This window comes from Pelomicrobium sp. P1 (genome assembly GCF_052805615.1).
Window position 1 is genome coordinate 14,514 of sequence record NZ_JBRBEM010000010.1, and the last position, 20,277, is coordinate 34,790.

At 66.8% G+C, this 20,277-nt stretch carries 18 protein-coding genes; 13 read left to right on the forward strand and 5 right to left on the reverse strand.

The window, feature by feature from the left end:
• Positions 1-188 precede the first annotated feature (188 nt).
• Together ACUVYZ_RS10860 and ACUVYZ_RS10865 are read left to right on the forward strand one after the other, a co-directional pair.
• A complete protein-coding gene (locus tag ACUVYZ_RS10860) occupies positions 189-917 on the forward strand; it encodes an SAM hydrolase/SAM-dependent halogenase family protein (protein WP_439934476.1) in 729 nt (242 codons plus the stop codon).
• Between the two features lie 7 nt (positions 918-924).
• Positions 925-1,497, forward strand: a complete 573-nt coding sequence (locus ACUVYZ_RS10865; protein WP_439934477.1) for a DUF488 domain-containing protein — start codon at positions 925-927, stop codon at positions 1,495-1,497.
• Here ACUVYZ_RS10865 and ACUVYZ_RS10870 read toward each other — a convergent pair.
• Together ACUVYZ_RS10870 and uvrA are read right to left on the reverse strand one after the other, a co-directional pair.
• Positions 1,466-2,752, reverse strand: coding sequence for a glycerate kinase type-2 family protein (locus ACUVYZ_RS10870; protein WP_439934478.1), 1,287 nt, complete (start codon positions 2,750-2,752; stop codon positions 1,466-1,468). The genes ACUVYZ_RS10865 and ACUVYZ_RS10870 overlap by 32 nt on opposite strands.
• A 10-nt stretch (positions 2,753-2,762) precedes the next feature.
• Positions 2,763-5,582 carry an excinuclease ABC subunit UvrA gene (gene uvrA, locus ACUVYZ_RS10875; RefSeq protein WP_439934479.1) on the reverse strand — a complete coding sequence of 940 codons (2,820 nt, stop codon included), beginning with the start codon at positions 5,580-5,582 and terminating at the stop codon, positions 2,763-2,765.
• A gap of 225 nt (positions 5,583-5,807) precedes the next feature.
• Here uvrA and ssb point away from each other — a divergent pair, with 225 nt between their 5' ends.
• Positions 5,808-6,257 carry a single-stranded DNA-binding protein gene (ssb, locus tag ACUVYZ_RS10880; RefSeq protein ID WP_439934480.1) on the forward strand — a complete coding sequence of 150 codons (450 nt, stop codon included), beginning with the start codon at positions 5,808-5,810 and terminating at the stop codon, positions 6,255-6,257.
• 7 nt (positions 6,258-6,264) lie between these two features.
• On the opposite strand, the gene ACUVYZ_RS10885 is transcribed toward ssb, so the two are convergent.
• Both ACUVYZ_RS10885 and ACUVYZ_RS10890 read right to left on the reverse strand, forming a co-directional pair.
• Entirely contained in the window at positions 6,265-7,494 is a 1,230-nt protein-coding gene (locus tag ACUVYZ_RS10885; RefSeq protein ID WP_439934481.1) for an acetate/propionate family kinase, read from the reverse strand.
• Positions 7,491-8,420, reverse strand: a complete 930-nt coding sequence (locus ACUVYZ_RS10890; protein WP_439934482.1) for a bifunctional enoyl-CoA hydratase/phosphate acetyltransferase — start codon at positions 8,418-8,420, stop codon at positions 7,491-7,493. The genes ACUVYZ_RS10885 and ACUVYZ_RS10890 overlap by 4 nt, the downstream gene beginning before the upstream one ends.
• 261 nt (positions 8,421-8,681) lie before the next feature.
• Between ACUVYZ_RS10890 and ACUVYZ_RS10895 the strand changes: the two genes are divergently transcribed.
• From ACUVYZ_RS10895 to soxA, 8 genes are all read left to right on the forward strand, one after another.
• A complete protein-coding gene (locus ACUVYZ_RS10895) occupies positions 8,682-8,969 on the forward strand; it encodes an FmdB family zinc ribbon protein (protein WP_439934483.1) in 288 nt (95 codons plus the stop codon).
• Positions 8,966-9,598, forward strand: coding sequence for a DUF502 domain-containing protein (locus ACUVYZ_RS10900; protein ID WP_439934484.1), 633 nt, complete (start codon positions 8,966-8,968; stop codon positions 9,596-9,598). Before ACUVYZ_RS10895 ends, ACUVYZ_RS10900 begins: the two co-directional genes overlap by 4 nt.
• A 75-nt stretch (positions 9,599-9,673) precedes the next feature.
• Positions 9,674-11,455, forward strand: a complete 1,782-nt coding sequence (aspS, locus tag ACUVYZ_RS10905) for an aspartate--tRNA ligase (RefSeq protein ID WP_439934485.1) — start codon at positions 9,674-9,676, stop codon at positions 11,453-11,455.
• 24 nt (positions 11,456-11,479) lie between these two features.
• Positions 11,480-11,929 carry a dihydroneopterin triphosphate diphosphatase gene (gene nudB, locus ACUVYZ_RS10910; protein ID WP_439934486.1) on the forward strand — a complete coding sequence of 150 codons (450 nt, stop codon included), beginning with the start codon at positions 11,480-11,482 and terminating at the stop codon, positions 11,927-11,929.
• Between the two features lie 74 nt (positions 11,930-12,003).
• Positions 12,004-13,101 (forward strand): quinolinate synthase NadA, encoded by a 1,098-nt coding sequence (gene nadA / locus ACUVYZ_RS10915; RefSeq protein WP_439934587.1) that lies wholly within the window; start codon positions 12,004-12,006, stop codon positions 13,099-13,101.
• Positions 13,102-13,189: 88 nt separating this feature from the next.
• Positions 13,190-13,690, forward strand: a complete 501-nt coding sequence (locus ACUVYZ_RS10920; RefSeq protein ID WP_439934487.1) for an SRPBCC family protein — start codon at positions 13,190-13,192, stop codon at positions 13,688-13,690.
• Between the two features lie 34 nt (positions 13,691-13,724).
• On the forward strand, positions 13,725-14,477 hold the full coding sequence (locus tag ACUVYZ_RS10925) for an endonuclease/exonuclease/phosphatase family protein (RefSeq protein WP_439934488.1): 753 nt from the start codon (positions 13,725-13,727) through the stop codon (positions 14,475-14,477).
• A gap of 445 nt (positions 14,478-14,922) precedes the next feature.
• The gene (soxA, locus tag ACUVYZ_RS10930; protein WP_439934489.1) at positions 14,923-16,167 is read left to right on the forward strand and encodes a sulfur oxidation c-type cytochrome SoxA; all 1,245 of its coding nucleotides are present in this window, start codon (positions 14,923-14,925) and stop codon (positions 16,165-16,167) included.
• A gap of 13 nt (positions 16,168-16,180) precedes the next feature.
• Here soxA and ACUVYZ_RS10935 read toward each other — a convergent pair whose 3' ends face one another.
• The gene (locus tag ACUVYZ_RS10935) at positions 16,181-17,140 is read right to left on the reverse strand and encodes an MBL fold metallo-hydrolase (protein ID WP_439934490.1); all 960 of its coding nucleotides are present in this window, start codon (positions 17,138-17,140) and stop codon (positions 16,181-16,183) included.
• Positions 17,141-17,334: 194 nt separating this feature from the next.
• Here ACUVYZ_RS10935 and ACUVYZ_RS10940 point away from each other — a divergent pair, with 194 nt between their 5' ends.
• Positions 17,335-19,155 (forward strand): ABCB family ABC transporter ATP-binding protein/permease, encoded by a 1,821-nt coding sequence (locus tag ACUVYZ_RS10940; protein WP_439934588.1) that lies wholly within the window; start codon positions 17,335-17,337, stop codon positions 19,153-19,155.
• 156 nt (positions 19,156-19,311) lie between these two features.
• A complete protein-coding gene (gene pbpG / locus ACUVYZ_RS10945; RefSeq protein WP_439934491.1) occupies positions 19,312-20,199 on the forward strand; it encodes a D-alanyl-D-alanine endopeptidase in 888 nt (295 codons plus the stop codon).
• Positions 20,200-20,277: the final 78 nt, after the last annotated feature.

Sequence of the window (20,277 nt, forward strand, 5' to 3'; positions counted from 1 at the left end):
GGCGCAGCCGGGGTGATGTCGGAGCTACCATGCGCCGATGGGACTGGTAGAGCTCTTGGGTAGATCCGAGGCAGCGGAAAAACCCGAAAAGAAGGCGCGAGCCAAGCCCTAAGACGTGCGGGGGGCGAGAGTCGGCGCGCTTCAGGAAGCCGGGCGCCGCCCGGCTTTCGGCTTTGTGGGAAGCCACCGTGGCCATCGTCTTGTTAACCGATTTCGGCGCATCCGACCTCTATGTCGGCCAGGTGCACGGGGTGCTGGCGCGGGAAGCGCCGCAAGCGCGGGTGGTTGACCTGCTGCACGACGCGCCGGCCTTCGACGTGGAGGCGGGCGCCCACCTGCTCGCTGCGCTGGTTTCCGAGTTCGGAGCGGGATCGGTGTTCATGGCGGTGGTGGATCCCGGCGTCGGCGGCCCACGCCAGCCGGTGGCGGTCCAGGCCGATGGCCGCTGGTTCGTCGGACCGGACAACGGCTTGCTTTCGGTGGTGGCGGAACGGGCTCAGGAAGCGAGGTGCCATCGCATCGTCTGGCGGCCCGCCCGCCTGAGCGCCTCCTTCCACGGCCGCGACCTGTTTGCACCGGTGGCGGCGCGCCTGGCCAAAGGCGACGATCCGGCGGCCTTTCTCCAGCCGGTGCCGGCGCTGGAGGTGGCACTGCCCGCTGGCGACCTGGCCCGGATCATTTACATCGACCACTACGGCAACGCCATGACCGGGCTCCGCGCCCAAGGGGTGGACCCCGAGCGCCGTCTGCGGGTGGGCGGAGGCTCCCTTCCCCATGGCCGCGTCTTCAGCGAAGCGCCTCCCGGTACGCCTTTCTGGTACGAGAATTGTCTGGGCCTGGCGGAGGTGGCGGTGAACCGGGGCAGCGCGAAGGCCGTGCTGGGACTCTCCGTGGGCACCCGGGTTGCATGGGAGTGAGGGGCGCATGGCATTGGTCTACACGGTGGGCCACGGCGCTCGTCCGGGGGCGGCGCTGATCGACCTGCTCGCAGCCCAGGGCGTCGCCTGGCTCGTGGACGTGCGGGCTTACCCCGTCTCCCGCCGGCATCCCCAGTTCGAGCGGGCGCGGCTGGAGGCTTCCCTCCGGGAAGCGGGAATCCGCTACCAGTGGCAGGGAAAGGCCCTGGGAGGTTTCCGCGCGCCCGGGACCGGCTCGCCCCACGGGGCGCTGGAGGAACCGGCGTTCCGGGGCTTTGCCGATCATATGCAGACGGAGGCCTTTCGGGCCGCCGTCGCGGAGATTCTCTCCCTGGCCCAGCAGACGCCCCTCGCCCTCATGTGCGCGGAACAGGCGCCCCAACGCTGCCACCGTTCCCTGATCGCGGATTACCTGTGCGCCTGCGGGAACCCGGTCGTCCACCTCCTGCAGCCGGGGATGAGCGTTCGTCACCGGCTTCATCCGGCGGCCCGGTGGACGCCCGAGGGGCTGGTCTACGACGGCGGGCGGGTTCAGGCCCGCCTGGACTTCACAGGATCAGGATCGCCCGGTAGTCGTTGACGTTGGTGCGGGTGGGTCCGCTGATCACCAGATCCCCCAGCCGCTCGAAGAAGGTGTAGCCGTCGTTGTCCGCGAGCCGCTCTTTGCCATCCAGGCCGAGGGTTCGGGCCCGGGCCAACGTCTCGGGGCCGCAGACAGCGCCCGCATTGTCTTCCGTGCCGTCGATGCCGTCGGTGTCGCAGGCGAGGGCATGGACGTCCGGCAGGGCGTCCAGCGCCAGGGTCAAGGCCAGGAGGAACTCGCAGTTGCGCCCGCCGCGGCCCTTGCCCTGCACGGTGACGGTGGTCTCCCCGCCGCAGATCAGAGCGACCGGCGGCCTCCAGGGATGGCCGTAGGCGCGCACTTCCCGCGCTAGCGCTGCGTACACCTGGGCCACCTCCCGCGCCTCGCCCGTGACGCTGTCGCCCAGGATGGCGGTGGGGATGCGGCGGCGGCGAAAATACTCTCCCGCGGCCACCAGGGACCCGTGGGCCGTGGCGATGATCCGATTCTCCACCCGCGCAAAGACGGGGTCCCCCGGCTTGGGGGTCTCGGGAAGATCGCCGGCGCGGCCGCGCTCCAGATGGGCGCGCACGGCTGGGGGGGGTTCGATCCGGTAGTCCCTCAAGATCGCCAGGGCGTCCTCGTAAGTGGTGGGATCGGGGGCGAAGGGCCCCGAGGCGATGTGGGTCGGGTCGTCGCCGGTCACGTCGGAGACGATGAGCGCCAGGACCGGCGCCTGGGAGGCGGCGGCGAGGCGTCCGCCCTGGATCAGGGACAAGTGCTTGCGCACCGTGTTGATCTCCTGGATGGAGGCCCCGCAGGCGAGCAGCTCCCGCGTCACCGCCTTGAGGTCCACCATGCCGATGCCCGGCGCCGGGAGGGACAGCAGGCTGGAGCCTCCGCCGCTCACCAAGGCGAGGACCAGGTCGTCCGGCCCCACCCGTTTCACCTCCTCGAGGATTTCTCGGGCCGCCGCCTCCCCGCTCTCGTCGGGAACCGGGTGGCCTGCTTCCACCACCCGGATGCGCCGGGTGGGCAGCCCGTGCTGGTAGCGGGTGATGACCAGGCCCGAGAGGGGCGCCTCGGCCGGCCAATGGTCTTCCACCGCCTTGGCCATGGAGGCGGCGGCCTTGCCCGCCCCGACCACCAGGGTGCGCCCTTTGGGCGGCGGCGGCAGGTGCCTCGGCACGATGCGCAGAGGATCGGCCGCGGCAACCGCCGCGCGGAAGCTCTCGATGAGGAGAGTCCTCGGTTCTGTCGTTCTTTTTGCCATGGATGCCTCGTCAGGTGGTGAGTATGCGCCGTAAATATTGTCCGGTGAAACTCTCCGGTACCGTGGCTACCTGCTCGGGCGGCCCTTCGGCGATGATGCGACCCCCCCGGTCGCCGCCCTCCGGGCCTAGGTCCACGATCCAGTCGGCGGTCTTGATCACGTCCATGTTGTGCTCGATGACGATCACCGTATTGCCGTGGTCCCGCAGGCGGTGCAGCACCTTGAGCAGCAGATCGATGTCGTGGAAATGAAGCCCCGTGGTGGGCTCGTCCAGGATGTAGAGGGTGCGCCCGGTGTCCCGTTTGGAAAGCTCCAGGGCGAGCTTCACCCGCTGGGCTTCCCCGCCGGAGAGGGTGGTGGCCGACTGGCCGAGGGACATGTATCCCAGCCCCACGTCCAGCAGGGTGCGCAGTTTGCGGGCAACCAGGGGCACGGACTGAAAAAACTCGTAGGCCTGCTCCACGTTCATCGCCAGGACCTCGTGGATGGTCTTCCCTTTGTAGCGGATCTCCAGCGTCTCCCGGTTGTAGCGACGCCCGTGGCACACGTCGCACTGCACGTAGATATCGGGCAGGAAGTGCATTTCCACCTTGAGCATGCCGTCGCCCTGGCACGCCTCGCACCGTCCGCCCTTGACGTTGAAGGAGAAGCGGCCGGGCCCGTAGCCCCGCGCCCGGGCCTCGGGGACCTGGGCAAAGAGCTCCCGGATCGGGGTGAACAGGCCCGTATAGGTGGCCGGATTGGAGCGGGGCGTGCGCCCGATGGGGCTCTGGTCCACGCTGACCACCTTGTCGAAGTACTCGAGCCCTTCGATACGCTCGTGGGGCGCGGGCTCCAGGCTCGCCCCGTACAGAGCGCGCGCCACCGCGGCGTACAGGGTATCGTTGATGAGGGTCGACTTGCCCGAGCCGGAGACGCCTGTCACGCAGACGAACAAGCCCACTGGCACGTCCAGGGTGACGCCCTTCAAGTTGTTGCCGCTCGCCCCCACCAGCCGCAGCCGGCGTTCCGTATGGGGCCGGCGGCGGCGCCGGGGAACGGCGATGGTGCGCACTCCCGAGAGGTACTGTCCCGTGAGGGAGGCCTCCGCCGCCAAGATCGCCGCCGGCGGTCCCTGGGCGATCACTTCCCCGCCGTGCTCTCCGGCGCCGGGGCCCATGTCCACCACGTGATCGGCGCACAGGATCGCCTCCCGGTCGTGCTCCACCACGATCACCGTGTTGCCCAGGTCGCGCAGGCTCTTGAGGGTCGAGAGCAGCCGGTTGTTGTCCCGCTGGTGCAGCCCGATGGACGGCTCGTCCAGCACGTACATCACTCCCGTCAGGCCGGAACCGATCTGGGAGGCGAGGCGGATGCGCTGGGCCTCTCCTCCCGAGAGGGTGTCCGAGGAGCGATCCAGGGTGAGGTAGTCCAGCCCCACGTCGTTCAGGAAGCGCAGGCGATTGCCGATCTCCCTCACGATCTTGTCGGCGATCGCCTGCTTCGTGCCGGAAAGGCTCAAGCTCTCGAAAAACGCCTGGGCCTCCTTGAGAGGCATGGAAGATAGCTCATAGATGGTGCGGCCGGCGAAGCGCACGTGCCGCGCCTCCAACCGCAGCCGGGTGCCTTGGCACTGGGGGCAGACCCGGGTGTTCAAGTACTTGGCCAGCTCTTCTCGCACCACCGTGGAATCGGTTTCCCGGTAGCGTCGTTCCAGGTTGGAGATGATGCCTTCGAAGGGATGCTCCCGCCGGTGGCGCTGGTCCTTGTCCCCCAGATAGGTGAAGCGGATGCGCTCGTCGCCCGAGCCGTAGAGGATCACCTGCTGTATCTTCTCCGGCAGCTCCTCGAAGGGCTTTTCGATGTCGAAGCCGTAGTGCTTCGCGAGGCTCACGAGGAGCTGGTAATAGAACTGGTTGCGCCGGTCCCAACCCCGAATGGCGCCGGCGCCGAGGGATAGATGGGGAAAGGCTACCACCCGCTTCGGGTCGAAGAAGGTGATGGTTCCCAGTCCGTCGCATTCGGGGCATGCCCCCATTGGATTGTTGAAGGAAAAAAGCCGGGGCTCCAGCTCCGGCAGCGAGTAGCTGCACACTGGGCAGGCGAAGCGGGACGAGAACACGTGTTCCCGGCCGGTATCCATTTCGACGGCGAGGGCCCGCCCGTCGGAGTGGCGCAGCGCCGTCTCGAAGGATTCCGCCAGGCGCTGCTTGGCGTCGGGCGCGACCCGCAGCCGGTCCACCACCACCTCCACGGTGTGCTTGCGGTTCTTGGCGAGTTTGGGCAGCGCATCCACCTCATAGACCCTGCCGTCCACGCGCACCCGCACGAAGCCCTGGGCGCGCAGCTCGTCGAATAGTTCCGCCTGCTCGCCCCGGCGGCCCACCACCGCCGGCGCCAGGATCATGAGCCGGGTGCCTTCCGGCAATTGCAGCACGTGGTCCACCATCTGGCTCACGCTCTGGGCCTGCAGGACGATGCCGTGCTCGGGACAATGGGGGTCGCCCGCTCGGGCGAACAGCAACCGCAGGTAGTCGTGGATCTCGGTTACCGTGCCCACGGTGGAACGGGGATTCTGGGAGGCCGCTTTCTGCTCGATGGCGATGGCCGGGGAGAGCCCCTCGATCAGATCCACGTCCGGCTTTTCCATGAGTTCGAGAAACTGCCGGGCGTAGGCGGAGAGGGACTCCACGTAGCGGCGCTGGCCCTCGGCGTAGAGGGTGTCGAAGGCGAGGGAGGACTTGCCCGAACCGGAAAGGCCGGTGATCACCACCAGCCGGTTGCGCGGCAGGTCGACGTGGATGTTCTTGAGGTTATGCGTGCGAGCCCCGCGGATTCGAATGAAATCCATCGCTCGAAAAGAAAGCAAGCCAAATTTGTTAGTGTACTGAATTTTCGTTGCCCTTCTCGAGCCGACGTGCGGCTTTCCGCCGATGCGGCTCCGGGAGGCTCGAGCCCAGGTGGCGCCCCGGCGGCAGGTTTCCGTTTCCGGCCACCCGCCCCGCCCGATGGCGGCGGTCGGGCTTCTGCGCTATGCTGTCTGTGCGCGCGTAACCGGCGCAAAGAGGATTTTCCGATGGCATCCGTCAACAAAGTGATTCTGATCGGCAACTTGGGCGCCGATCCCGAGGTGCGCTACCTGCCCAGCGGCGACGCCGTGACCAATATACGCCTGGCCACCAGCGAGACCTGGAAGGACAAGAACGGGGAAAAGCAGGAACGCACCGAGTGGCACCGGGTAGCCTTTTTCGGCAAGCTCGCCGAGATCGCCGGCGAATATCTTAAAAAAGGCAGCCAGGTGTACGTGGAGGGGAGCCTCCGCACCCGCAAGTGGCAGGACAAGGAGGGCCAGGACCGCTATACCACCGAGATCGTCGCGGAGCGGATGCAGATGCTGGGGTCGCGGGGGGGAGGCGCTTTCGAAGCGGCCGATCGGGAGAGTGCGGGCGCCGCTCCAAGCCCCGCGCGGGCAAAGGCTTCGAGCGGCAGCAGCTTCGACGACTTCGAGGACGATATTCCCTTCTGAGCGGCGCCTAGGTGGCGAAGGGAGGGCGGCGACGGGCGATGAGCCCCCGCTGTTGCAGCAGCCGGCAGGTATGGCGGGCGATCACCAACTCCTCGTTGCAATGGACCACGCACACGGGAATGGGGCTTGCGGCGGCGCTCACTATCGGCCCGCCGGCCCGGTTGGCGTCGGGATCCAGCTTGATCCCCAGCCAGGCGAGCTGGGCGCAGACGCGTTCCCGGATCTCGGGCGAGCGCTCGCCGATGCCGCCGCTGAAGGCCAGCACGTCCAGCCCGCCCAGGGCGGCGACCAGGGAGCCCACCTCCCGCACCACCCGATAGACGAAGAGTTCCACGGCTTCTTGGGCCCGCGCATCGGGACTCGCCAGTAGCGCCCGCATGTCGTGGCTTAAACCCGAGACGCCCAGGAGCCCCGAGCGGAAGTACAGCAGGTCGCTCACCTGCTCGACCGTCATGTTCCGCTCCTGGATCAGGTAAAGGAGCACGCCCGGGTCCAGGGCCCCCGGGCGGGTACCCATCACCAAGCCGTCCAAGGCCGTGAAACCCATGGTGGTGGCGACGCTTTTCAGCCCCTGCAAGGCGCAAAGGCTCGCCCCGTTGCCGAGATGGGCCACCACCACCCGGCCTGAGGCGCGGTCCCCCACCAGGGCCGGCAAGGCGTGGGTGGCGTATTCGTAGGACAGGCCGTGGAAGCCGTAACGCTTCACTCCCTCGTCGTGGAACCGGCGCGGTAGCGCGAAGCGCCGCGCCACCTCCGGCTGGGTGGCGTGGAATGCGGTATCGAAACAGGCGACCTGGTGCAGGTCCGGCCGCGCCTGGGCCAGGGTCCGGATCGCCTCCAGCTCCCAGGGCTCATGCAGGCGGGCCAGGGGCACGAGCTGCTGCAGGTAGTCCATCACCTCCGGCGCAATGAGCACCGGCGCCGAGAAGCGCTCGCCGCCGTGGACCACCCGGTGACCGGCGGCCACCAGCCGGTGCTGTGTCAAGTGCCGGCCCAGCCACCCCACCAGAAAGGCCACCGCTTCCCGGGGCCCGAAAGACCGGGCATCGCGGGAGGGCAGCGTTTCCTCCCGGGCTAGCGGACCCTCCGGCGTTCTGGCGTGCAACCGGGGGGCGTGACCGATCCCCTCCAGCTCACCCCGCAGGCGGTAGTGGACCTTCCAGTCCCCATCCACGGGGTAGACGGCGAATTTCACGCTGGACGAGCCGGCGTTAACGACGAGGACGTGGTCGCTCACTCGGCGCTCGCTTTCCGGGCTTGGGCAAGCAGGCAGGCGACAGCGGTGGAGGCGATGCGGCTCGCCGGCGTGTCGGCGCGGCTGGTGAGGACCACCGGCACCCGGGCGCCCACCACCACGCCGGCGGCGAGGGCCCCGGAGAGGTAAACCAGTTGCTTGTAGAGCATGTTGCCCGCCTCCAGGTTAGGGACCACCAGCACATCCACTTGACCGGAGACGGGGGAGACGATGCCTTTGGTCCTGGCGGCCTGCGCCGAGATGGCGTTGTCGAAGGCCAGGGGACCGTCCAGGACGGCGCCGGTGATCTGGCCCCGATCGGCCATCTTGCACAGGGCCGCCGCATCCACGGTGGAGGGGATGTCCGGGTTGACGGTCTCCACCGCCGAGAGCAGGGCGACCCGGGGCGTCTCCACCCCGATCACCCGGGCCACATCGATGGCGTTCTGCACAATGTCGCGCTTGGTGGCGAGGCCGGGGGCGATGTTGACCGCCGCGTCCGAAATGAGGAGCAGCTTGGGATAGGCGGCCACGTCCATGCAGAAGACGTGGCTGATGCGCCGGTGGGTACGCAGGCCCGCGTCCCGGGACACGATCACCCCCATGAGCTCGTCGGTGTGGAGGCTCCCCTTCATGATCACCTGGGCCTCCCCTGCCCGGGCCAGGGCGGCGGCGCGGGCCGCACAGGCGACCGGCTCGGTCTCCTCGATCAGTACGCACCCGGCCAAGTCCACCCCCGCCTCGGCGGCGACCCGGCGAATGGTTTCACCCGGACCGACGAGCAGGGGATGGATGAGACCGCATCGGGCGGCTTCGACCGCCCCAAGCAGACCCTCCCGGCTCACCGGGTAAACCACGGCTGTGGCCACCGGCCCATGGAACCGGGCCTGGTCGATCAGCGCCTGGCAGCGTCCGAAGGATTGGGTCAAGGAAAACCTCCTGGGGCAAGAGATGGAAAAAGCTGATTATACGAGTCAAGGCGGGAGGCCTCTCCGTCCGGTAATCCTGGTTATGCTGCATCGCAGCATAACCAGGATAAAATTCAAGATCGGGCAAGCCTTCTGCACGCTCTGGGCGCCGAGCGAGGCCTCCACGACCGACTTGGAATCAGCCCGCAGGAACCCCATTTTTCCCCTTGCCTACTGGGCGCAGGGTATAATGGTTTTGATCGATTTTTCAGGGGGGTAGCCATGCCGATCTACGAGTATCGCTGTTCGTCCTGCGGTTTTCAGAGGGAATACCTGCAGAAGGTGGGAGAGCCGCTCATGACCGTGTGTCCCCAGTGCGGCCAGGAATCTTTCAATAAGCTACTCACCGCGGCGGGCTTCCAGCTCAAGGGCACGGGCTGGTACGTGACCGACTTCAAGAACAGCGGCTCCAGGCCTGCGGCGAAATCGGAGTCCAAGGAAGGGACTTCATCGGGCCACGCCTGCGGCGCGGGCGCCTGCGGCTGCGCCGCATCCAAGGCGGAGGCATGAAAAAATACCTGGTCACCGGGCTGCTGATCTGGATACCGCTTGGCATCACCTTGTGGGTGCTGAACCTGCTGGTGAGCAGCATGGACCAGACCCTGCTCCTCTTGCCCGACGCGTGGCAGCCGGAGCGCTGGCTCGGGTTTCGAATCCCCGGGCTGGGGGTGATCCTCAGTTTCGGGGTGGTGCTGGCCACCGGGGTGTTCGCCACCAACGTTATCGGGCAGCGCCTGATCGATTATTGGGAAGGGCTGCTGCGGCGCATTCCGGTGGTGAAGTCCATCTACTACAGCGTCAAGCAGGTGAGCGACAGCCTTTTCTCCAGCAAAGGCGTGGCCTTCCGCAAGGCGCTCCTGATCCAGTACCCGCGGCCGGGGGCGTGGACCATCGCCTTTCTCACCGGCAAACCGGGCGGAGACGTAGCTGACCACCTGCAGGGCGAGTACGTGAGCGTTTACGTGCCCACTACGCCCAACCCCACTTCCGGCTTCTTTCTGATGATGCCCAAGGGCGACGTGGTCGAGCTCGACATCAGCGTCGACGCGGCGCTCAAGTACATCGTCTCGATGGGCGTGCTCGCCCCGGAGGCGAAACCCGGCCCGGGCGGCCGCAGAGGGCGGGCGCGGATCGCTTGATTTTTCCCCCACGGCGCGTGCAGGCGCCCGGAGCGGCGTATCGCTACCCAGGACCGGAACTCTCATCGGATCGACATGCGAACGACCTATTGCGGATGGATTAACCGCCAGCACGTGGGCCAGGAGGTCACCCTCTGCGGCTGGGTGCACCGGCGCCGCGACCACGGCGGCGTCATTTTCATCGACCTGCGGGACCGGGAGGGCCTGGTCCAGATCGTGTGCGACCCGGAGCGGCCGGAGCCGTTCCGAGTGGCCGATTCGGTGCGCAACGAGTATGTGCTCCGGGTCGCGGGCCGGGTGCGGGAGCGCCCCGCCGGCACAGTCAATCCCAACCTGGCGAGCGGCGAGGTGGAGGTGCTTGCTCACCAGGTGGAAGTGCTCAATCCCTCCCTGCCGCCCCCGTTCCTCATGGACGACGAGACCATCAGCGAGCAGGTGCGCCTGGAGCACCGGGTGCTGGACCTGCGGCGACCTCAGATGCAGCGCAACCTGCGGCTGCGCCATCGGGTGGCCATGGCGGTGCGGGAATTTCTGGACCGGCACGGCTTCGTCGACATCGAGACCCCCATGCTCACCCGCTCCACCCCGGAGGGGGCGCGGGACTTCCTGGTGCCAAGCCGGCTGCATGCGGGGGAATTCTACGCCCTACCCCAGTCGCCGCAGTTGTTCAAGCAGCTACTGATGATGGCGGGCTTCGACCGCTATTACCAGATCGTCAAATGCTTCCGCGACGAGGACCTGCGAGCGGACCGGCAGCCGGAGTTCACCCAGATCGACGTGGAGACCTCGTTTCTGGACGTGCCGGAGATCACCGCCCTCATGGAGGATATGATCCGCAGCGTGTTCAAGGCGGTCCTGGACGTGGAGCTGCCCGCGCCGTTTCCGCGCCTCACCTATGACGACGCCATGGCACTATACGGCTCGGACAAGCCCGATCTGCGCGTTCCCTTGGTGCTCACCGAGCTCACCGATGCCATGGGGGATGTGGAGTTCAAGGTGTTCCGCGAAGCGGCGCGCCTGCCGGATGGTCGGGTGGCGGCGCTGCGCCTGCCCGGGGGCGGCGAGCTCACGCGCAAAGAGATCGACGACTATACGGAGTACGTCAAGATCTACGGCGCCAAGGGCCTCGCCTACATCAAGGTAAACGCGTTGGGGAAAGGGGTGGAGGGACTACAATCGCCCATCCTCAAGTTCCTTTCCCCGCAGGCGATCCAGACGATCCTGGAGCGTACCGGGGCCAAGGACGGAGACCTCGTCTTCTTCGGCGCGGACCGGGCCAAGGTGGTCAACGAGTCCCTCGGCGCGTTGCGGCTGAAGCTTGCCCACGACCGGGGGCTCGCGGAGCCCGGCTGGCGGCCCCTATGGGTGGTGGACTTTCCCATGTTCGAGTGGGACGAGGAGGAAAAGCGCTGGGCCGCCTTGCATCACCCTTTCACTTCGCCCGCGGTGGGCCACGAGGATCTGCTGGAGCGCGAGCCAGGACGCGCCCGCTCCAAGGCCTACGACATGGTGTTGAACGGCTGGGAGGTGGGGGGCGGCTCGGTGCGCATCCATCGCCAGGAAGTGCAGTCGAAAGTGTTCCGGGCCCTCGCCATCAGTGCCGAGGAAGCGGAGCAGAAGTTCGGCTTTCTGCTGCGGGCGCTCCAGTACGGCGCGCCGCCCCACGGCGGCATGGCCTTCGGGCTCGACCGGATCGTGGCCTTGATGGCGGGGGCGGAGTCGATCCGGGATGTGATCGCCTTCCCCAAGACCCAGCGGGGCCAGTGCCTGCTGACCCGCGCGCCGAGCCCGGTGGACGAGAAGCAGCTCCGAGAGCTGCACATCCGCGTCCGTCGTCCGGAGACCGCGAAAGCTTGAACAGGCCGAGCCGCAGGGCGGTAAGTGACCCCCTACAAGATACCGGTCTCGGTGCTGGTGCTGATCCACACGCCGGCGCTAGAAGTGCTGCTGCTGGAGCGGGCCGACCGGCCCGGGTTCTGGCAGTCGGTGACCGGCAGCCAGAACCCGGGCGAAACCCTGGAACAGACGGCCCGGCGGGAGGTGGCGGAAGAGACGGGCCTCGACCCCGCCGCCTACCGGCTCACGGACTGGGGAATCACCAACCGCTACGAAATCTTCCGCGAATGGCGCCACCGCTACCCGCCGGGGGTGACCCACAACACAGAGCACGTCTTCGCGCTGGAGGTGCCGGAGCCCACGCCGGTGCGGGTGGCGCCCCGGGAGCACTTGGGCTATCAGTGGCTGCCCTACCGGGAGGCAGCGCAGAAGGTCTTTTCCTGGAGCAACCGGGACGCTATCCTCTTGCTCCCCCAGCGGGTGGGGAAACCCTGACCGGTTGAAACGGTCTTAAAGGGACTCTATATCTATCCTTGAATAGCCACGAAGCGCGAGAGGTCATCACAGCCGTGCACACCGCCGCCATCGCCTTCGATCGCTTCCAGCGCCTGCCGGACGAGGATTGCCAAGAGCGCATCCTGGCCGCCAAGGCGGCACTCGGCAAGCGGGCCGTGATCCTGGGCCACCATTACCAGCGGGCCGACGTGTACAAGCACGCCGACCTGACCGGAGACTCGCTGAAGCTCTCCCGGCTCGCCGCCCAGACGGACGCCGAGTACATCGTCTTCTGCGGCGTGCACTTCATGGCCGAGGTGGCCGACATCCTCAGCCGGCCCGAGCAGGTCTCGATCCTGCCCGACCTGAACGCCGGCTGCTCCATGGCCGACATGGCGAACCTGGCGAAGGTGGAGCGGGCATGGCGGGAGCTCTCCGAAGTCCTAGATCCCGACGAGCAGGTGACGCCGGTCACTTACATCAATTCGGCGGCCGATCTCAAAGCGTTCTGCGGCGAGCACGGAGGTATCGTGTGCACCTCCAGCAACGCCCGCAAGATTCTGGAGTGGTCGTTCGCCCGGCGGCCCAAGGTTCTGTTCTTCCCGGACCAGCATCTGGGGCGCTGGACCGGCCACCAGATGGGCATTTCCCTGGAGGAGATGCTGGTGTGGGATCCGGACGAGCCCATGGGGGGCCTCGCCCCGGAGAAAATCCGCACGGCCAAGCTCCTGCTGTGGAAAGGCCATTGCTCGGTGCACCAGATGTTCCAGGCGAGCCACATCCTGCGCTACAAGAACCAGCACCCGGACGCCATCGTGATCTCTCACCCGGAGTGCAATTTCGACGTGTGCCGGCTGTCCGACTACGTCGGCTCCACCGAGTTCATCATCAAGACCATCGCCGAGGCGCCGGCGGGCACCCGCTGGCTCGTGGGCACTGAGCTCAACCTGGTGAACCGCATCGCCGAGCAGTTCAAGCCCGAGGGCAAGATCGTCCAGTTCATGGCGCCCACGGTGTGCATGTGCTCCACCATGGCCCGCATCGACCCGCAACACCTGGCGTGGACGCTGGAGAACCTGGCCCAGGGGAAGGTGGTCAACCGGATTGAGGTGCCCGAAGAAGAGGCCCGCCTTGCCCGCGTCGCCTTGGAGCGCATGCTGCAGGTCTCCTGAACGCCGCCGTCCCCAGGCGCGCCTGGGAGCTTTCCTGGCGCTGGTAGTATGTCTCTGGGCCTTCGCTGCGGCCGCCGACGAGCTGCGGGTGAGCCGCGACGGAGAGACGATTATCATCCACGGGCAGCTCGACTTGCCAGTTCCGCCCCGAGCCGCCTGGGCCACCCTGACCGACTACGCCCAGTTCGTCGATTTCGTTCCCGACGTGACGCACAGCCGGCTCCTGCCTAGCGGCATCCATGAGCGGCTCCTGGACCTGCGGGGCAAGAACCGGGTGCTGTTCTTCAGCGCCGAGTACCGGGCCGTGCTTGCCCTCCAGGAAGAAGGAGAAGAGCGCATCCGCTTCAAGGCCGTGTCGGGCAACTTCAAGGAACTGGAAGGCGAATGGCATCTAAGCCCCAACGGCGCCGGCACCCGCATCGCTTACCGCGCCCGCCTGGTGCCGGATTTCTGGGTACCGCCCTTGATCGGTCCCTTGCTCATCCGCTACAACGTGCGCCGGCAACTGGAGGGGATGGTGCGGGAAATGGAGCGGCGCGCCGTCCGTGGGCGCGCCATGCCCGTTCCCCCGCCTTCGGGAAACCAGTAACATACTCGCCAACCCGTGGCAGCCGTAGCGAACGATGACCGATACGTTGCACGTCGCAACCTACAACATCCACAAAGGATTTTCCCACTTCAACCGCCGCATGGTGGTGCACGAGCTGCGGGACCGGATCCACGCCCTGGGCGCGGACGTGGTCTTCCTGCAAGAGGTGGTGGGGGCCCATGAGCGGCACGCCGAGCGCTTCCACAACTGGCCGGTCAAGCCCCAGTACGAATTCCTCGCCGACACCGTCTGGATGGACTTCGCCTACGGGAAAAACGCCGTGTACGACGAGGGCCATCACGGCAACGCGATTCTGTCCCGTTTCCCCATCGTCGCCTGGGAGAACGAAGACATTTCCACCCACCGATTCGAGCGGCGGGGGCTCCTGCATTGCGAAGTCCAGGTGCCCGGCTGGACACGCACGCTGCACTGCGTTTGCGTGCACCTGGGGCTTTCCGCCCGGGGCCGCACCCGCCAGTTGAGGACCCTGGAGCGGCGCATCCGGGAGCTGGTGCCGGAGAACGCTCCCCTCATCATCGCCGGGGACTTCAACGACTGGCGGGGCAAGGCGAGCCGTATCCTGGTGGATGCCCTGGAGCTCAGGGAGGTCTTCGAGTTGACCCGGGGCCGGGCGGCCCGAAGCTTCCCCTCGGCCCTGCCCCTGTTCCGCCTGGACCGGATTTACGTGCGAGGCTTCCACGTGAGGCATGCGCATGTCCATCACGGGCATCCCTGGTCCCGGATTTCCGATCACGCGGCCTTGTCCGCCACCATGATTCGCTTGTAGCTTCCCTGCGTCCCCGCACGCGGGCGTGCCTCGATAGGGAGCCTCTATTGTCACATAGACCATTTTTATTAGATGCTGCATGGACTTAAGCGCTACATTATCCAATAAATAACTAAAATTCCCCTGGAAACCTCCCGGCGGTGCGCAAAGCCCGCACCATAATGCGGCACTTTTTGCGCGCTGAAGGGCGTCGTAGAGATCACCCAAGAACATACTCGTCTGAATACAAAAATGAAAATTTTTGGCATGATGATTGCTTCTAAGGGGATGAAGGCGGCGGGAGCTTCTCGTTGCTTTCATCCTCCTCCTTTGGCTATTGGGGCGTTCGCAAGAACGCCCCTTTTTTTCGTATCCTGACGCTGACGTTTCAGAAGGCGTTCCTGGTCGGTTCGTTGGCATCGGACCCGGCTTGAAGATCCGAACCACGCTCATGGAGGAGGGTGAGATGAAACGGATGAAACCATGCTTTGCAGCGGCGCTGGTGGCTTTGGCCTGGGCCGCGCCGGTCTCCGCCGCCGAGGGCGGCAAGCGGGGGGCGGCGCCCCTGGAGATGGAAAAACCCGCCGCGCCCGTCCCCTGGGTCCGGTATGCTCCCTGGCCCCAGGCCAACTGGGATAAGTTCAACACCCTGCGCACGGAAGCGTCCCCGCCCGTCGAAGGCTACCAGCGGGTGTTCGGGCCCATCACGGACGGGAACCCGGAAAACGGAAAGAAGCTCGCTTTCGATCGCTCCCGGGGCGGCGGATGCCTCGCCTGTCACATCCTGCCGGGCGGGGCGTTGCCGGGGAACGTGGGGCCGGACCTGTCCACCATCGGGACCTGGGGCCGCACCGACTGGTGGCTGTACAACTACATCTACGATCCCCGGGTCTTCAATCCCACCACCATGATGCCGCCCTGGGGGCGACACGGGCTCTATTCGCCGGAGGAGATCCGGGACATCGTGGCGTACTTGAAGACGCTGAAAGAGCCGGCCCAGTTCAAGGATCCGCGGGACGATCCCAATCGGCGGGTCAAGGAAGAGCCGGCCTACGATCCGGACGATCCTTTCCAGAATCCCGCCTGGGGGGAGGGAGAAAAGGGTGAGCGGCTCTTCGCCACGGCGGGTCCCAACGGCAAGTCGTGCGCGAGCTGCCATAAAGATCCGAAGAAGGCGTTTCGCACCTGGGCGGCACGCATGCCCTACTACGAGCCGCGGATGAAGAAGGTGCTGAACACCGAGGAATTCATTACCCGCCATGCCCGGGCCACCACCGGTGCCGAGTTTCCCATGCAGGGGGACGAGAACACCCAACTCTCCATCTACCTGCGGAGCCTCGGCCGTGGCGTGCCCATCAACATTCGTTTCCGCACCGCCGAAGAAAAGGCCCACGCGGACAAGGGTAAGGCCCTCATGGGGCGTAAAATCGGGCAGCTTAATTTCGCCTGCAACGACTGCCACGGCCAGGCGGAAAACAAGTGGATTCGGGGCCAGTTCCTGACGGGCTCCAAGAACCAGGTAGGCCATCACCCGTACTACCGCACCAGCCAGGGAGAAATCTGGACCATCCGCAAGCGTTTCCAGTGGTGCGGGGTGGCGATACGGGCCAACGAGCTTCCGCCCGATGCGCCCGAGTACGCCGACATCGAGTACTACCTGACCTCCCTCAGCAACGGGAAGAAGGTCAACACCCCCAGCATGGGGCACTGACGGGGCGTCGCGCTTAAGCTCGAGCACCCGCCGCAGCGGGAAAGATAAACCCGCCGCGGCGGGTGAGGGCCCCCGAACGCTCCAGCTCGGCCACCAGCCGTTCCGCCAGCCCGGCCGCCGGAAGCCCTAGGAACCGGCGGTTCACTTCCCGGTAAGCGTCCACCGCCTCCAGGTAGGCGGGCAGGGCGGCGAGCGTCATGCGCCCTTTCTCCAGCAGGGAGAACATGAGCATGACCTTGAGGAAGTGGCGCGCGGTGCGGCAGGGATCCGCCTGGAACGCCTCCAACCGTTTGAACGCCCGCTCCAGGGCGGCCTCCACGTCGCCGAAGGGCGGGCCGTGGCCGGGAATCACGGTGTGCACGTCCAGGCGGGCGAGGGCCTCCAGCGCCTCCCGCGCCGCCTTGAGGCGCACCGGCTCCCCGCTCTCCGGGGCGATGACGCCGAATCCGTGCTCCCAAAGAGCGTCGCCGGACACGAGCAACCGCGCTTCTTCGCAGTAGAAGGCGAGCGCCCCCATGTCGTGGCCGGGCACCGGAATGGCTTCCCACTCCAGATCGCCCAGGGTCAACCGCTCGCCGGGTGCGATCACGTCGTCGTAGAGGAAGGGGTCGCAGTACTGGTCGGCGTAGTCGAGCCACAGGGCCCGGGTGTCCCAATGCGCCACCAGGGGCGCTTCCCCCTGGGGGATGCTCACCCGGCAGCGGTAGGCGCTACGTAGCGCCGCGTTGCCCCCCACGTGGTCGCTGTGGCAATGGGTGTTGACCAGCCGATCGAGCCGGCGGGCCCCCAGCGCCTCAGGGCGCTGGAGCAGGCGGAGAGTCTCGCCGGCGCAGGCCGAGTAGCCGCTGTCGATCAACGCCGTTTCCCGGCTGCCCCGGATCAGGAGGCTATTGGAGTTGAGCCAATCGCGCACGATGACGTGCACCTGGGCCGGCAGCTTGACCTGGAAACGGTCGGCGGGACTTGCGGACATCGCTCTCGCGGGAGTCGGGTATCAGGGGCAGGACGACGGGGTCGGACGGCCCCGGCTATCCGAGGCGCGGAAACCCGCCCGGCCTGCTCCGATTCTCGGCCGGCATGGGCACGGGCGTCAATCGGGCGCGCTCTTCCCGGTGACGGCCTGCCTGCGGGCTGATAACCTTGCATTTTTACTTGTTTATCCTCTCGATGCGCGCCCATGATACGGTGGCGCCCGCCGCTTCAGGCGGCGACTGGCGCACCTTGAGACGGCTGCTCCCCTACCTGTGGGAGTTCCGCGGCCGGGTGGCGGCCGCCCTCGCCTTCCTGCTCGCCGCCAAGCTGGCCAACGTGGCCGTGCCGGTGGTGCTCAAGGAAATCGTGGACGCCCTTTCCGGCAGCCGGGTGCTGGTGGCGGTGCCTCTGGCGCTGCTCGTCGCCTACGGGGCGCTGCGGCTGTCCACCACCCTCTTCACCGAGCTGCGGGAGATCGTGTTCGCCCGGGTCACCCATCGGGCGGCGCGGCGCATCGCCCTGGAGGTCTTCCGCCATCTCCATGCCCTGTCCCTGCGCTTCCACCTGGACCGGCAGACCGGGGGCCTCTCCCGGGACATCGAGCGGGGCGTGCGCGGCATTTCAAGCCTCATGAGCTACACGCTCTACTCCATCCTTCCCACCCTGATCGAGATCCTCCTGGTGACCGGAGTGCTCCTGTACATGTACGACGTGAGGTTCGCCCTGATCACCTTCGCGACCCTCGTGGCCTACATCCTCTACACCGTGACCGTGACCGAGTGGCGCACCAAGTTCCGGCGCCAGATGAACGAGGAGGATTCCCGCGCCAACACCCGGGCCATCGACAGCCTACTCAACTACGAGACGGTGAAGTATTTCGGCAACGAGGAGCACGAAGCGCGCCGCTACGACGAAAACCTGCGGCGTTTCGAGGCGGCGGCGGTGAAAAGCACCACTTCCCTTTCCGCCTTGAACACGGGGCAGAGCGCCGTCATCGCCGTCGGCGCCACCCTGATCATGTGGCAGGCGGCCCAGGGTGTGGTGGCGGGGCGCATGACCATCGGTGACCTGGTGCTGGTGAACGCCTTCATGATCCAGCTCTACATCCCGCTCAACTTCCTGGGGGTGCTGTACCGGGAGATCAAGCAATCCTTGACCGACATCGAGCGCATGTTCGGGCTCCTCGGCGAGCATCGGGAGATCCAGGACAAACCCCATGCGCCGGCCCTGGCGGCGGCGAACCCCACCATACGCTTCGAGGACGTGCGCTTCGGCTACGACGGCCGGCGAGAGGTTCTCCGGGGGGTGAGCTTCGAAATTCCCGCCGGGCGCACGGTGGCGGTGGTGGGCCATTCGGGCGCCGGCAAGTCCACGCTGGCGCGCTTGCTGTTCCGCTTCTACGACGTGACCGGCGGGCGCATCACCATCGACGGCATCGACATCCGGGACGTGACCCAGGCGAGCTTGCGAGCCGCCATCGGCATCGTGCCCCAGGACACGGTGCTGTTCAACGACACCATTTTCTACAACATCCAATACGGCCGGCCCGACGCCAGCCCCGAGGAGGTGGTAGCGGCCGCCCGGGCCGCCCACATCCACGAATTCATCGAGCGGCTGCCCGACGGTTACGAGACCCGGGTCGGGGAGCGGGGGCTCAAGCTCTCCGGCGGGGAGAAGCAGCGGGTGGCCATCGCCCGGGCGCTGCTCAAGAACCCCCGCATCCTGGTGTTCGACGAAGCCACCTCGGCCCTGGACTCCCAGTCGGAAAAGGCGATCCAGGCGGAAATCGACCGCATCGCCCGGGGTCGCACTACCCTCATGATCGCCCACCGACTTTCCACCATCCTGCATGCGGACGAGATTCTCGTGATGGAACAAGGTCGTATCGTGGAACGGGGACGCCACGAGGAGCTGCTGGAACGGGGCGGCGCCTACGCCCGGCTCTGGGCCCTGCAGCAGCGGGAGCGGGAGGCCTCAAGCCCCGGAGGCTTGTCCATGACCCAGCCAGCGGCTTGAATGGGGCGCCGCAAACGCCTCGAAAATACACTAAGTTTTCCGTTCAACCCTTTCCATAGGCTATGTTTTTTGCTATGGTAGTCATGGATCGAAAGCGGCCCAGGCAGGGGAGTGCCGCAGGGGCGGCCGGTCGAACACGGAATCAGGGAGGACTCCATGGGACGACGGCTGGCGATGCTGCTCGCCGCGATGATTATCGGCACGGCGCAGGCCCAGGACGAGGGCGCGGCTCCGCGCGGGAAAGCTTCTCCTAGGACAGCCGCCATGGCCCTCGCCGACGGACCCCATCTCAAATCGGCGGCCGCGCTGGTTTTGGATTACGCGAGCGGCACCGAGCTCTACGCGAAAAACAGCACGGAAGTGATGCCCATCGCTTCCATCACCAAGCTGATGATGGCCATGGTGGTGCTGGATGCCGGGCTCGACCTGGACGAGCCGATCGCCATCGCCGCGGCCGACGTGGATACCCTGAAGCACACCAGCTCCCGGCTGCGGGTCGGGACGGTACTCCCGCGCCGGGAGCTCTTGCGCTTGGCCCTCATGGCCTCGGAGAACCGGGCCGCCGCCGCCCTAGCGCGCACCTATCCCGGGGGAACCGAGGCTTTCGTCCGCACCATGAACGTCAAGGCCCGGATCATCGGCATGGCCCGCACCGAGTTCGTGGAGCCGACCGGCTTGGATGCCCGCAACGTCTCCACCGCGCAGGATCTGGCGAAGCTGGTGGAGGCCGCTGGGGGCTACGCGCTGATCCGGGAGTTCACCACGACGCCCCGGGCCAGGATCGAGGTCCCGGGCACCCGGCGTGCCATGGCCTTCAGCAACTCCAACCGCCTGGTGGCCCATAAAGACTGGGAAATCGAGGTTTCCAAGACCGGCTTCATCCGGGAGGCCGGCCGCTGCCTGGTGATGCAGGCCCGGGTCGCGGGCCGCCAAGTCATCATCGTGCTCCTGGATTCTTGGGGTAAACTCACCCGCATCGGCGACGCCAACCGCATCAAGCGCTGGATGGAGAGTTCCTCCCGGCTGCCTGCGGTATCAGGCTAAGCGAGCGGCTTTCCTTCGCGCTGGGGGTCCCGGGCGCGGGGCCGCTGACCAACCCGGCCCCCGGATTTCCATGGCGAA